Annotated in this window: 9 protein-coding genes; 7 read left to right on the top strand and 2 right to left on the bottom strand. The window is 66.9% G+C overall.

The annotated features are described in order from the left end of the window. Nucleotides 1-106: 106 nt before the first annotated feature. The gene (locus tag AC59JP_RS10360) at nucleotides 107-2,044 is read left to right on the top strand and encodes a dynamin family protein (RefSeq protein WP_497325651.1); all 1,938 of its coding nucleotides are present in this window, start codon (nucleotides 107-109) and stop codon (nucleotides 2,042-2,044) included. Next, nucleotides 2,041-3,510 carry a dynamin family protein gene (locus tag AC59JP_RS10355; protein ID WP_497325650.1) on the top strand — a complete coding sequence of 490 codons (1,470 nt, stop codon included), beginning with the start codon at nucleotides 2,041-2,043 and terminating at the stop codon, nucleotides 3,508-3,510. The genes AC59JP_RS10360 and AC59JP_RS10355 overlap by 4 nt, the downstream gene beginning before the upstream one ends. Here the strand turns inward: AC59JP_RS10355 and AC59JP_RS10350 are convergent. Continuing rightward, nucleotides 3,496-3,975, bottom strand: a complete 480-nt coding sequence (locus AC59JP_RS10350) for a hypothetical protein (protein ID WP_497325649.1) — start codon at nucleotides 3,973-3,975, stop codon at nucleotides 3,496-3,498. The two genes, AC59JP_RS10355 and AC59JP_RS10350, sit on opposite strands and share 15 nt — an antisense overlap. A 277-nt stretch (nucleotides 3,976-4,252) precedes the next feature. Here AC59JP_RS10350 and AC59JP_RS10345 point away from each other — a divergent pair, with 277 nt between their 5' ends. After that, nucleotides 4,253-5,491 (top strand): lipase family protein, encoded by a 1,239-nt coding sequence (locus AC59JP_RS10345; RefSeq protein ID WP_497325755.1) that lies wholly within the window; start codon nucleotides 4,253-4,255, stop codon nucleotides 5,489-5,491. A 55-nt stretch (nucleotides 5,492-5,546) separates the two neighbouring features. Here the strand turns inward: AC59JP_RS10345 and AC59JP_RS10340 are convergent, their stop codons facing one another. Then, the gene (locus tag AC59JP_RS10340; protein ID WP_497325754.1) at nucleotides 5,547-6,620 is read right to left on the bottom strand and encodes a beta-mannosidase; all 1,074 of its coding nucleotides are present in this window, start codon (nucleotides 6,618-6,620) and stop codon (nucleotides 5,547-5,549) included. A gap of 206 nt (nucleotides 6,621-6,826) precedes the next feature. Between AC59JP_RS10340 and AC59JP_RS10335 the strand changes: the two genes are divergently transcribed. The 4 genes from AC59JP_RS10335 to AC59JP_RS10320 are packed head-to-tail and all read left to right on the top strand — an operon-like array spanning nucleotide 6,827 to nucleotide 13,501. Then, complete coding sequence (locus AC59JP_RS10335; RefSeq protein WP_497325648.1) at nucleotides 6,827-8,866, top strand: hypothetical protein; 2,040 nt, start codon at nucleotides 6,827-6,829, stop codon at nucleotides 8,864-8,866. Beyond that, nucleotides 8,863-10,374, top strand: a complete 1,512-nt coding sequence (locus tag AC59JP_RS10330; protein WP_497325647.1) for a hypothetical protein — start codon at nucleotides 8,863-8,865, stop codon at nucleotides 10,372-10,374. Before AC59JP_RS10335 ends, AC59JP_RS10330 begins: the two co-directional genes overlap by 4 nt. Continuing rightward, entirely contained in the window at nucleotides 10,374-11,855 is a 1,482-nt protein-coding gene (locus AC59JP_RS10325) for a glycosyltransferase (protein ID WP_497325753.1), read from the top strand. The genes AC59JP_RS10330 and AC59JP_RS10325 overlap by 1 nt, the downstream gene beginning before the upstream one ends. Continuing rightward, entirely contained in the window at nucleotides 11,852-13,501 is a 1,650-nt protein-coding gene (locus tag AC59JP_RS10320; protein WP_497325646.1) for an ArnT family glycosyltransferase, read from the top strand. The genes AC59JP_RS10325 and AC59JP_RS10320 overlap by 4 nt, the downstream gene beginning before the upstream one ends. Nucleotides 13,502-13,504 lie beyond the last annotated feature (3 nt).

Raw genomic sequence — 13,504 nt, 5'->3', positions numbered from 1 at the left:
CCTCGACCCCGTACGCGCTTAAAAAGTACGGGGTCGAGGCTTTACTGTTGACTCCTGAACTGTTAGTTCTCACAAGCAGATGTCGCACACCGGGTCGGAGCACCACATGCAGAACAACGCGATCGAAAAAGCGGCAGCCTCGAGCGGGAAGGCCGGAGGCCGGTCGGACAACGTACAGGCCGGTCAGCTCGGCGATCTTCTCGGTCGCATGCGTGACATCGCTGCGGAAGCCGATCGCCGCGACCTCGTGGAACGCCTGACCCATGCCCGTGAACGCGTTCTCGATCCACGCGTGCGCATCGTGGTCGTGGGTCCGCTCAAGCAGGGCAAGAGTCAGTTCGTCAATTCGCTTCTCAACCTCGAGGTCTGCTCGGTCGGAGACGACGAGACGACGGCAGTGCCCACCGTGGTGCAGAACGCCGAGGAGTCGTCGGCCGAACTCGTTCTGGCGGAACCGGGCTCCGACCCCGTGCGTGTGCCCGTTCCGCTGGATCAGCTGACGTCGATCACGCCGTCCTCCCCGCTCGCTCAGGGCCGCGACGTCCTGCGACTCGAGGTGCACGTTCCCAGCCCCCTGCTCGCCGACGGTTTGGTGGTGGTCGACACCCCGGGTGTCGGTGGCCACGGGAATCCGCACGCCGCAAGCACTTTGGGTCTCATCACCTCCGCCGACGCGGTGTTCGTCGTCTCCGACTCCTCACAGGAGTTCACCGAACCGGAGGTGGCGTTCCTGCGTCAGGCGATGACGTTGTGCCCGACGGTCGCGGTGTTGATGACCAAGATCGACCTGTATCCGCACTGGCGCGCCATCGTCGAGGCGAACAAGGAGCATCTGCGTCGCGAGAACATCGACGTGACCATGCTTCCCATCTCGTCGATGCTGCGCTCGCATGCTCTGCGGCTCAACGACGATTCGCTGAACGTCGAGGCCGGTTTTCCGCAGTTGTACGACTTCCTGCGGGAGCGGGTCGTCGCCCGCGCGAACGTGACGACGCGCAAAGCTGTTGCGCTGGACATCAGGTCGGTGTCCGAGCACCTTGCTCTCGCCCTCGGAAGCGAACTCGCGGCGCTGCGCGATCCGGAAACCGCGGCCGCGGCCGTGTCCGGACTTCAGAGCGCGAAGGCGTCGGCGGAAGCCCTGCAGCAACGCTCGGCGCTGTGGCAGCAAACTCTCGGCGACGGCATCACGGACCTCGCGGCCGACATCGACCACGACCTGCGAGATCGGCTGCGGCAGGTCACTCGTGAGGCCGAGCAAGCCGTCGACGAGGGTGATCCGGGCAAGGACTGGCCGGCCATCGGCGAATGGCTCGAGGAACAGATCGCCACGGCTGTCGGCGACAACTTCGTGTGGGCGCACGAGCGGTCGATGTGGTTGGCCGAGCGGGTGGCCGAGCATTTCGCCGACGCCGCGCAGGCCTCGCTTCCCGACTTCGACATCGCCGGCATGGACGGCATCATGGACCCCGTCACCTCGCTCGCCGATCTCGAATCCGGCCGGATGGGCATCGCGTCCAAGGTGCTGGTCGGTATGCGGGGGTCGTACGGCGGTGTGCTGATGTTCGGTCTCCTCACCACGTTCGTCGGGCTTGCGCTGATCAACCCGATCTCCATCGGGGCGGGAGTTCTGTTGGGCTCCAAGGCGTACAAGGACGACAAGGAGCAGCGGATCCTCAAGCGCCGCGGTGACGCGAAGGTCGCCATCCGCAAGTTCACCGACGATGTCAGCTTCCAGGTCGGCAAGGAATCGAAGGATCGCCTCCGGCTGGTTCAGCGCGCGCTGCGCGATCACTTCGCGCAGATCGCCGATCAGACGGTGCGCTCCATCAACGACTCGCTGCGTGCGGCGCAGGAGGCGGCGAGCATCGCGAACAGCGAGCGTGCCGCGCGAACGACCCAGTTGGAGAAGGAACTACAGGCGGTGGCCACAATGCGGTCGATAGCCGACAAGCTCGATCCGCTCGAAGTGGAGCCTGCGGAACGAGCAGGTAGCGCAGTGGAGCCGGAACGAGCGGGTGGCTCGGCGTTGGAAGCGGCGAAATGACCGTCGCTCTGGACCGTGCGCGGGTGCTCATCGACGCCGCCCGCCGCGAGTACGCCGATGTTCCGCACGCGCGCGAGCAGTTGGCCGAATGTTCGGCGCGGTTGGACGAGCCGCTGCGTGTCGCCCTCGCCGGGTCGCTGAAGGCGGGCAAGTCGACTTTGCTCAATGCGATTGTGGGACAGGACATCGCGCCTACCGATGCGACCGAATGCACCCGCGTCGTCACCTGGTATCGCCGCGGCGCGACTCCCTCGGTGACGGCCTGGTACGACGGCGACCGCACCATGGAGATACCGGTGATCCGCCGCGAAGGACGATTGACGTTCGACTTCGGTGACCTGACGGCGTCGCGCGTGGACCGGCTGGACGTGGAGTGGCCGGCTCGAACCCTGCAGTCCACCACCATCATCGACACTCCCGGAACGTCGTCGCTCACTCGCGACGTGTCGGCCCGAACGTTCGACATGCTGACCCCGGAGGACTCGACGTCCGGTGCCGACGCCGTGGTGTATTTGATGCGCACCCTGAACGCGACGGACACGGCCTTCCTCGGCCGTATCAACGACAGCGTGGGCGGAGACACCGGTCCGCTCGGCGTCATCGGTGTCGTGTCGAGAGCCGACGAGGTGGGCGCGGGCCGAATGGACGCGATGATGTCGGCCAAGGAGGTCGCGGCCCGGTTCTCCGTCGAACTGGAGCGAACGGGACTGTGCCAGGCGGTGGTTCCGGTCGCCGGGTTGCTGGCGCTCGGTGCGCGCACCCTCAAGCAGAGCGAATTCTCGGCCTTCGTCGCGCTGGCGTCGACACCGCCGGAGGATCTTCAGCTGGCGATGCTGTCGGCGGATCGATTCTCACGGCCGGACGTCGACCTGCCGGTCGACCCCGCGACGCGAGCCGCCCTCGCGGATCGGTTCGGGCTGTTCGGGATTCGCATGGCCGTCACGCTGATACGGCTCGGCACCCGCGACTCACCGAGCCTGGCCGCGGAACTCGTCGAGCGGAGCGGCCTCGGTGAGCTGCGTCAGGTCATCGACGTGCAGTTCGGGCAGCGAACCGACCAGCTCAAAACGCACTCCGCGCTGGTGGCGCTCGAGCGGGTTCTGGTGGAGGAGCCGAGGGCATCGACGTCGGAGATCCGCGCGGAGGCGAGCCGGATGTTGGGCGACGTCCACGGTTTTCGGGAACTGCGTCTCCTGGGTCAGCTTCGAGCCCGCACCGTGCATCTGCCGGAGGAATCGCTGGCGGAGTTGTCCAGAATCATCGGGGCGTACGGGATCGATGCATCGACGCGGCTGGGTCTCGCCCCGGACGACGGACTCGAGCTGCACCGCAAGGCCGCGTTCGACGCGGTTCGGCAGTGGCGGGCAAAATCCGGTCATCCACTCCTGGACCAGTTCACCTCGCGGGCGTGTTCGATCGCGGCGCGCAGTGCCGAAGGCATTCTCGCGGAACTACATTCGGCGTAGCGATCCGTGGCCGCTGAGCCACTGACCGACCGGCCCGGTGAACAGGGGCACGGTTGCGACGATCGCCAGGACGGCAACGACGAACGGCAGGATCGTCGTCGCTCCCGACAGCGCGTCCTTCACGGTGTACCAGAACACCAGTGACCCGGCTGCAGTCACGATCGCCATGACAGTCAATACCGTGCGACCCGTCGAGTTGCGCCCGCGGATCTGCATGATCCCCATCAGTGCGAGAAGAAGGACGAGCAGGGCCACCACTCCGGACGCGATCATGGTGATGTCCACCGTCGACGCAATGTCGTCGGCGCTGGTGTCGGGGCTGTCCGCAGTCAGGGAGTCGCGCAGTGCGGCACGGATATCGCTCTGGTTCACCCACACCAACGCCGCAGTCGCGGCGAGCGCGACCAGAACCGCCGCCCAGACGATCGTCGCCAGGTCCACCGCGCGCGGTCTGTCGTCGCTCACGGGCTCACGCAGCGGATCGACGCGAACTCGAGGGCGTTCCGGTCGTGGCCGGTGCGGAGGCTTGTGATCTGTCACTGTCGGAGCTTATCGAACGGCCACAACCAACCGCTTGGTTCAGTTCACAACGCGCCGAATGACGTTTTGTTACTTGTTAACTCGTTGATCCTGGAGTTGTGGTGCAGGACATTCGTCGTCGTACAGTGAGCGCACTCAGACTCCTCTCAGGTTGAACAGACAGGTGCACGACGTGCGTAGAACAAGAATCTCCGGAGCACTCATGGTGCTCGTCGCGGCGGTGTCGACGGTGATCGCACCCTCCGCGAACGCGGCGGATTTCTATACCCCGCCCTCGCCGTTGCCGGCAGGAGAGAACGGCGACCTCATCAACACGGGCGCGTCCAACCTCGCCATCTCGGTGCCCGGCATCGGTGGGCCGCTGCCCGGCAGCGCAACCCGCCTGATGTACCGGTCGGAGGATTCGAACGACCAGCCCGTTGCCGTGACCGGTACGTACATCGACCCGTCGGCCGCGTGGACCGGTCCCGGCGAGCGCCCGGTCGTGGCCTTCGCACCCGGAACCTACGGGCAGGGCGACAACTGCGCCGCGTCCAAGCTGCTGAACAACCTCATCTCCTACACACCGCCCTTCGGTGTGATGGTCGAGTACGAAATCATCCAGATCTACACCTTGCTCGCCCAGGGCGTCGGCGTCGTCATCACCGACTACCAGGGACTCGGCACCCCCGGTAACCACACCTACGTCAACCGTGCGGCGGAAGCGCACGCGGTTCTCGACTCGGTGCGTGCGGCAAAGAACCTGCGCGGCACCAAGATCTCGCCGACGTCGCCGGTCGGCATGTGGGGCTTCTCGCAGGGCGGCGGCGCGGTGGCCGCAGCTGCGGAACTCGCCCCCGAGTACGCCCCTGAGCTGCCCATCAAGGGCACCTACGCCGGAGCACCTCCGGCCGACCTCGGGGCCACGCTGGCCCAGGTCGACGGCACCATCCTCTTCGGTGTCATCGGCTACACCCTGAACGGCCTGCGCGATTCCGATCCCGAGATCGGTCCGATCATCGACCAGTACACGAACGACCGCGGCAAGGCGATGCTCAACGCCGTCTCGAAGCAGTGCATCGTCGAGACTGCACTCAGCGTCGGCTTCCACCGCACGAACGAGTACCTGAAGGACGGCCGATCGCTGACCCAGACCTTGGGTGACATCCCCAAGGCTCAGGAAATTCTGGCCAAGAACAAGATTGGTAACCGGACCCCGAACTCGCCGGTCTACATCGACTCGGGAACGTCCGACGACATCGTCCCCCACGGACAGGCCGTCGAGCTGGCCGGTGACTGGTGCGCCAAGGGTGCGAACGTGACCCTCAACCGCCAGGTGTACCCGGCGATCTTCCCGGGCCTCGCACTCGGCCACCTGCTGCCCGACTTCCTCGGGTTGCCGGCAGCCAACAAGTGGTTCTTCGATCAGCTGACCAACAAGCCGTCTCGCGGCAACTGCTGATCTGCCCGTAGGCGGCGGCCCCGTTCACTTCGGTGAGCGGGGCCGTTGTCGTTTCTCACGGGCCGAGCGTGCCCCACAGCGGGTCGTCGTACCCGATGTCGTAGGTGCACTGCGTCGGGCGTGGGTCCGGCACGAACGCCCACAACAGGGCCCCCGCCGTACCGGCCGCCCGCTGACCGTCGATCTTGTAGCCGATGTGTGCCGCCCGGTCCCCGGTGTCGCCACACGATCCGGCCAGCTCACCGATCTCACCGACCAGCAGCGGCTTGCCCAGCGAACTCGCCTGGTCGATCCGGCGCGCCAGCCCGTTCCACTGATCTCCCGGCAGCGGCACCCCGTCCGCGCCGTAGTCGTGGTACTGCAGGATGTCGACGAACGGTGATGCGCCCACGAACCCGTATTCGTCGCCCTGTGTTCCGCACTGACCGCCGCCCGTGAGGCCCGCCGTGATCGCAGTGCGGGGGTCGTGACTGCGCAGCAGCGCACCGGCGTCGTCGAAGAACGTGCGAAGAACCTGCGCCGCATCACTCGTACAGGTCCGGGCGTACCAGTTGCACGCCGCGTCGGTGCAGGTGCTCGTCTCCGGCTCGCCCACCAGTTCCCACGCCGCCAACGCCGGGGAGCTCTTCCAGCGGTCGGCCGCCGTCGCGACCCAGTCGTCGAATGCGATGGGCGACCCGGTCGACGGCTGCGTCCACCCGTCGACGTACCACTGTCGGTCCTTGAACACGTCGTCCTCGCACGCCCCGTCCTGCGGTGCCAGAACGGGAACGACCATCTGATCGTGCGCCTCGGCCGCGGCGAAGACGGCGTCCATGGGCCGGAAGTCGAGCTGGCCCGTGAACTTGTTGGTTGCCAGCGAGCGGAACGCGTCGAAGCGCGTGATCGAATGCGGTGGGAGAGCGGAGAAGTAGGTGTCGAGATCGACCATCGCTCCGCAGCCGCGGTTGATCGACCAGTCCGTCGCCAGCTGGTAGGCATTGAAGCCGGTGGGCCACCAGGGCTGTCCGTCCAGGGCGAATCCCGACGCGGACGCGCTCACCCGCGCACCGGGCTGGGGCGCCGCGGAGGCGGGAATTCCCACCGCGGCGCTCGCCACGAGCACCAGTGCCGCCGCGCCGCGGAACATCCTGAACGAAATACGCACGCTGTCGAGCGTAGTCGCTCGCGGGCCCGTCGAATCAGGCCGATGAACCGTTTTTCGTCCATTTCGCAGTCGCGTGCGTCGGCTTTCTCGACGATCTTCGATCAATCGGATTGTATTGCGAGCCAATAGTTTCCGAATCGATCTCGCGGCGTGCGTGACACACTCGGTACGCGTCATACTCTGCGAAAATGAACGCCCGTACCGATTCGGCTCGAACGACAGAAAGCTCCGTGATGAACCGGCGCATCCGCCTTTTTGCCATTTCCGCTCTCGTCGTCCTGGCGTCCTCGACGTTGACGGCACCGACAGCGAGTGCGCAGGACGAGGAGGCTGCTCCCGTCGAGCTGACGCTGTCGGCGATGGGCATCGGCAACACCCTGAGTCTGAGCGGAACCGGCGGACGTACGCAGATGACCGTTCCCGTCACTCCGGGGACGACCCCGCAGACGCTGTTCGCCACGGCCCTCGTCCCGGTGGGTCTCGGCCGAGGATGGCTCGACGTCTCGTCGCAGGGGCGATCCGTGGCGCGTGTCGACCTGCCCGAGGGCGTCACGACGGTTCCCTTCTCCGCTCCGCTGTCCGGGCTCGCGGTTGCCGACAACGCACTGGCTGTGGACATCTCGACAGTCCTGGTCCCCGTCGACGGTTACTGTCTCGCCACGCCCGACGACTCGACGGTCCGCATCGTCGACGCGTCGGTCGGCTTCGCCGGGCAGCCTGCGATTCCCGCCGACATCTCCGAGTTTCTTCCGCCGGTGCTCAGCCAACTCACCGTCTACGTTCCGGACCAGCCGGACGCCGATCAGAGCTCGGCTGCAGTCGCGCTGACCACCGCGGTCATCGATCGCTATGGTGCGCAACCACTCCGAGTTCGGCTGCTGCCCGAAAGTCAGCTCTCGTCCGCCCCCGTGGACGGACCCTTTCAGCGCTCGGTCGTCGTCCAGCCGAACACCGACGGCAGCGCCCAGCTGATCTACCCCACCGAACCGGCGCCCCCGACGCTGTTCGTGAGCGGCTCGGGCAGCGCACTCGACGACCAGGTGCGCATGATCACCAGCAGCCTCTCCGCCCTCGCCGTATCCACGGCCGCGTCCGCCGGCGCGTCCTCCCCGCCGCCCACGCTGTCGTCGGATTCGATGACGCTCGACGACCTCGGCGTCGGCACGGTCACCGCAAGCGGATCCGGCTCCGTCACCGCGACGGTGCCCGTCGATCAGACCCGATTGGGCCGCGCCGCCGGATCGATGTCCGTTCATCTCCTCGGTAGCTACACCCCGCTTCCCGACGATCTCGGCGGATCGATCGTCGTGAGCGTCGGAGAGAAGACCCTCGCCGTCCTCCCGGTCGACAACGCGGGCCGGATCGACCAGTGGGTGGACATCCCCGCCGCGGTCGCGAGCCGCGTCACCGATCTCGCTGTGACCCTCCGAACCTCCACGGGTCAAAACGGTTGCAGCACCGGTGGTTCGGCGACGGTGACCGTGGACGGCGACTCGTCGGTGACCAGCTCGGCGTCGGGCACCCCGTCGCCGTCCGGGTTCGCGTCCCTGCCGCAGGCTCTGATGCCGCGGGTCGACGTTGCTCTCGGGCAGCAGAACTTCGCGGACACCGCGCGCGCCGTCACGCTTCTCGGTGGGCTGCAACGTCTGTCCGCGGTGGCTCTCGCGCCGCGCGTCGTGCCCATGGACGACGCCGTGGACGGCGATTCGTCCGCCGTGGTGGTCGCCGCCGACGACGACGTGCCCGACTCGATCACCCTGCCGCTTCGCACGGACGGTGACACCACCTTCACCGTCGGCGGGCAGGCATTCCGACCGGCCTCCGGCCTGCCCGCGGGATCCGCGCCGTCGGCGTCGCTCACCGTCGACGGCGCCATGCCCTACGGATCGCTGCAGGTGGTCCGCGAGGAGTCGGGGACGACGATGCTCGTCGCGTCCTCACGCAACGCCCCCGATCAGCTCGATCGCACTCTGGGGTGGCTGGATGCCGATCCGAGCAGGTGGTTCGCCCTGTCCGGCGACGTGCTGTTCGCCAGCGGCACCGGCGATCCGGTCGCGCTGTCGAGCGCCGAGCTCGCCGGACCCGCCGACACCGCCGCGCCTGCAGACTCGTCGCAGTCCTCGCCGCCGATCGTGCGCACGCTGGTGCTCGTCGGGGTCGGACTGTTCGTCCTCGCGCTGATCGCCGCCGGTGTCATCGTGTTGCGCTCGCGGGGACGTCGAGAATGAGTACCGTCGAGGCCACCGCCCCGCCCGACGCCGATCAGCCGACTCCCGCACCGGCCGTGCAGTCGGTGCGGTCCATCGCAATTCGGTGGATCGTGCTCGGAGTGTGTCTCGTCGTCGCCTTCTTTCCCACCTGGCACCGGCTGGCGCAGGAAGCACTCGACGGCGCGATCACCGCCTACGTGTTCCTCCTCCCACCGCTGGCGGCGTTGGCCGCGCAAGGCGTCGCGCGTCGACGCACCGCCGAACTCCCGATTCACGACCGCCAGACCGACAACATCTGCGGCGGAATGGGTTTGCTGGTCGCGATCGCGATCGAAGGCCTGTGGCTCCCGCGTTACGCCGATCAGTACGCACTGCTCCATCTCGACGTTCTCGCGGGTGTGTTGTTCACGTTGAGCGGGGCGATCCTGCTGTTCGGACTGCGTCCCGTGGGGCGGTTCTGGTCGGTGTGGGTTCTGCTGTTGCTGCTGACCCCCTTGACCTACCGAATGATCGCCATTGCACTGGGCGGCGGCCGATTCGCCTACGGAAGCGTGATCGTCCTCCTCGCCGGCGTGGCGGGAGGGATCGCCGTCGGGCGGACCCGGCGGCGCGGCGTGATGGGTTTCCTCACCACGGTGGCAGTCGGCTTCACGGTGCTGTGGGTGATGCTGGCCATCTGGCCGACGGTTCACATCGCCGTTCTGCAGACGGTCTCGGCCGTCGGATCCGCGTCGGCGACCGGGGTGTTCTACTTCCTGTACTCGCGCCGCGGGCAGCCGAAACGCTATCTGCCCGGACCGATCTCCAAGATGAGTGCCAAGCGGTCCATCAGTGCCAAGGTGAGCATCGCCGTCGCGTCGATCGTGCTTCTGCTTCTTCCGCTACCCACCACCGCGTCGGCGGCAATTCCGGTAGGGCCGGACCGATCCGCCGGCGCACCGCTCCTGGCTCCGTCCGGGTGGTCGAGCACCGGGGTCGAGACCTATACATGGGTGCGTGCGTTCTTCGGCCGGTCCTCGACGCTGACCCGGCAGGTTCTGCGAGCCGACGAGGGAAACCCCGACTGGGACATCCGATCTCGACCCCGCACGGTCGTCGTCGACTCGTTGTCCACCACCAATCGGGCCAGCCTCGTCGTCTATCCCGAGAGCACCCTGTACCGCCTGACAGATACACGGACCAGTGAGCCGCTGTCGGTTCGGCTGGGTCACGACGTGGTGGGCTCGCTCTACACGTCCGTCGACGACAAGCTGCTCCTCACGTGGACCAAGCTCGTTTTCGAGTGGGAGCTGTCCGGCGTGACGCAGCGCGTGACCGTCATCAGCGTCGACGATCACGACGACGGCGCCACGTTCCCCGTTCTGGCGCCCTCCATGGCGTCCAATCTCGGGTCGAGCATCTCGACGTTCCTGCGCGGCAACAACATCGCGTCGAACTACGACCCGGACTACAAGGATCTGTCCCTGCTCACCGCCGTCGGGACCGCGCTGGTCTCGGCGCAGTGGAACGGCGAGGTCGACTCGTGATCGATCCGCCGCGCGTCGGCACCGAGACGGCCGAGTTCCGGGCAGCCGCGCTCGAGGACGCCATCAACGGTCTGGCGACCCGAGACCCCCTGGCCAGCGCAGCGGTGGCCTTCGTGCCGTGGCAGAAGTACGTCGGATACGCCGTACTGGCTGCCCTCGTCGGCGCGGCCGTGCTGGCACCGATCGGCACTCTGGTGACGGTCAGCGTGATCTGCACGACCGGATACCTGGCCATGATGGTCGACCGATTGCTCCTGTTCTCCCGAGGCCTCGACGCATCCGCGATCGTCACCGTCCGCGACGAGGACGCCCTGGCGCTCACCGACGATCAGCTGCCGAGATACACCATTCTCGTTCCGGCGTACGACGAGCCGGAAGTGGTCGGCGATCTGATCGCCGCGATGTCGGGGCTGAACTATCCGGCCGACAAACTGCAGGTGCTGCTCCTCCTCGAGGAGGACGACGACGTGACCATCAGCGCGGCGCGCGACGCCGGGGTCAGCGACGTGGTCGAGGTCGTGTTGGTTCCGGCCGGTGACCCACGGACCAAGCCGAAGGCGTGCAACTACGGACTGCATTTCGCGACGGGCACCATCGTCACCATCTTCGACGCCGAGGACATGCCCGAACCGCTCCAACTTCGCCGGGTCGTGGTCGCGTTCGATCGGCTGCCCGACACCGTCGCGTGTGTGCAGGCGAAACTGGCGTTCCACAACGGTTCTCAGAACCTGCTCACCGGGTGGTTCACCGCGGACTACGCGCTGTGGTTCGGATACCTGCTGCCCGGGCTGATGAAGAGCAAGTCCCCGATTCCCCTGGGCGGCACCTCGAATCATCTGCGGAGCGACGTCATCGACAAGGTCGGCGCCTGGGACGGGTTCAACGTCACCGAAGACGCGGACCTCGGGGTACGCATCGCCGCGTCGGGATACTCGACGGCCGTGCTGGATTCGACCACTCTCGAAGAGGCCAACAGCGACCCCATCAACTGGATCCGGCAGCGATCGCGGTGGTACAAGGGCTATCTGCAGACATGGCTGGTGCACATGCGGCGCCCGGTGCGGACCATGCGCGCGCTGGGGCCGGTGGGAACGTACCGCTTCACGCTCTTGCTGGTAGGCACCCCCGTGACCGCGTGCATCAACATGATCTTCTGGTTCACCACGGCCGCATGGATTCTAGGCCAGCCCGCGCTGATCGAGGAACTGTTCCCGCCGTACATCTACTACTTCTCGTTGGTGTCGATGATCGTCGGCAACGTGGCGACCATCTACATGTACCTGGTTGCGAGCAGGGAGAGCGACAACGCGTCGCTGTTGATTCCCAGTCTGACGATGCCGCTGTACTGGGTCATGATGTCCGTCGCCGCACTCAAGGGGCTGTGGCAGCTGCTGCGTAACCCGTCGTACTGGGAGAAGACGTTCCACGGGTTGTCGGCGCCCGCACCTGCGGACGACAAGATGACCGACAGCGCAGCATGATTCGGCTTCGCGCATCGACCGTCTGGGCTGCGTCCTTCGCCGGATACTTCGCCGTCGGACTCACGCTGTCCCTGCACTACGGCTATCTTCTCGGCGACGCGCTGAGCAGAACGTCGGCGGCACAGGCGGTTCTGTTCAGCCGGGACCCGCACGTGTCGGCCATCGGCTTCATCTTCACCCCGTTGACTGCTCTTCTTCAGCTGCCCATCGTCGCGTTCTCGCCGCTGCTGCCCGCGCTCACGCGGTACAACATCTCCGGCATCGCCGTCTCCGCGCTTTTCATGGCGGGTGCGGTGGTCATGATCCTGGAAATCTGTCGCGACCGTGGGTGCTCCGGAACTCGAACTGCCGTTCTGACAACGCTGTTCGCGGTGAACCCGATGATCGTGTTCTACGGCGCCAACGGCATGAGCGAAGCAGTCTTCCTGTTCTTCGTCTGCTGGGCCGTCCGCCGGCTCCTGCGATGGGTTCACACCGACGACGTTCACGATCTGCTCGTCGCCGGCGTCGCGCTCGCGCTCGGGTACCTCACGCGATACGACGCGGTTGCCGCCATCGCCGCAGCAGCCGGGCTCGTCTTCGTGGTGACGCTGCTGCGACGCGGGCCCGCCCGGTGGCGCACGATGCAACGGCGCGCGATCCTCGATGCGGTGCTCGTCGCCAGCCCGGGCCTGGTCGCCTTCCTCGTGTGGGCGGCGACGAGCTGGCTCATCACCGGAGAAGCGTTGGCCCAGTTGTCCTCGAGCTACGGCAACGCGGCCATCCTCGCTCAGTCGGGCGGGTCCTCGGGGTCGCCGTCGAGCAACGCCCTGTTCGCGTTCACGGCGATTCTCGTTCTCGGCCCGGCACTTCCGATCGCGCTGCCGATCGCCGCGGCCCTGTCCTGGCGACGCCGAGATCTCGAATTCGTCGTCGCGCCGGCACTTCTGGGCAGCGTTCTGCTCTTCCAGACACTCAGCTTCGCGTCCGGGTCGACGTTCGGATTCCTCCGCTTCTACATCTGCGCCATCCCCCTCGCGGTGATCGCACTCGTTCAATGGGCTCCGGCACGGGGGACGGTGTCGACCCGACGACCGGGGGCATTCACGACGGTTCGACCGGACGCACCGCGATCCGGACGGGTGGCGGCGGTCGCCGTGGTAGCGCTCTCGATCGTCGCCGTTCCCGCCACCGCCGTCGCGCTCGTCCAACCGAGCCTGTCGAGCCAGCAGTACGCGCTCGGCTGGTTGCTCGATCCGGAGCCCACGTCGGCGGACGGCGCCGCGGCGCGAGCGGTGATCGCGTCCTTCTCCACCGAGCGAGCCCTCGCCGCCTACCTCGACAGCCAGAACCTGCCGCGCGGATCGGTGCTGACGGACACCGTCTACGGGTTCGCGGTCGTCGCGGCGTCCGACCGCCCGGACACGTTCGTCGTACCGTCCGACAACGAGTTCACCAAGATTCTCAACGACCCCGCCGAGTTCGGTGTCCGCTACATCCTCACGGTCCCCAACATCGGTCGCGGCGAGTCGGACGCGGTGAACCGGCGGTATCCGACCATCTGGGACAACGGCGGGGGAGTGGCCACCCTCGCGTTGGAGGTGCCGAACGACGGTGCGGACCAGCCTGTCTGGCGGGTGTACGAGGTGCTGGGGAGGCGGGACTGAGAG

It is taken from the genome of Rhodococcus sp. 320_ES, assembly GCF_059691855.1.
This window is presented reverse-complemented; position numbering and strand designations above follow the sequence as displayed.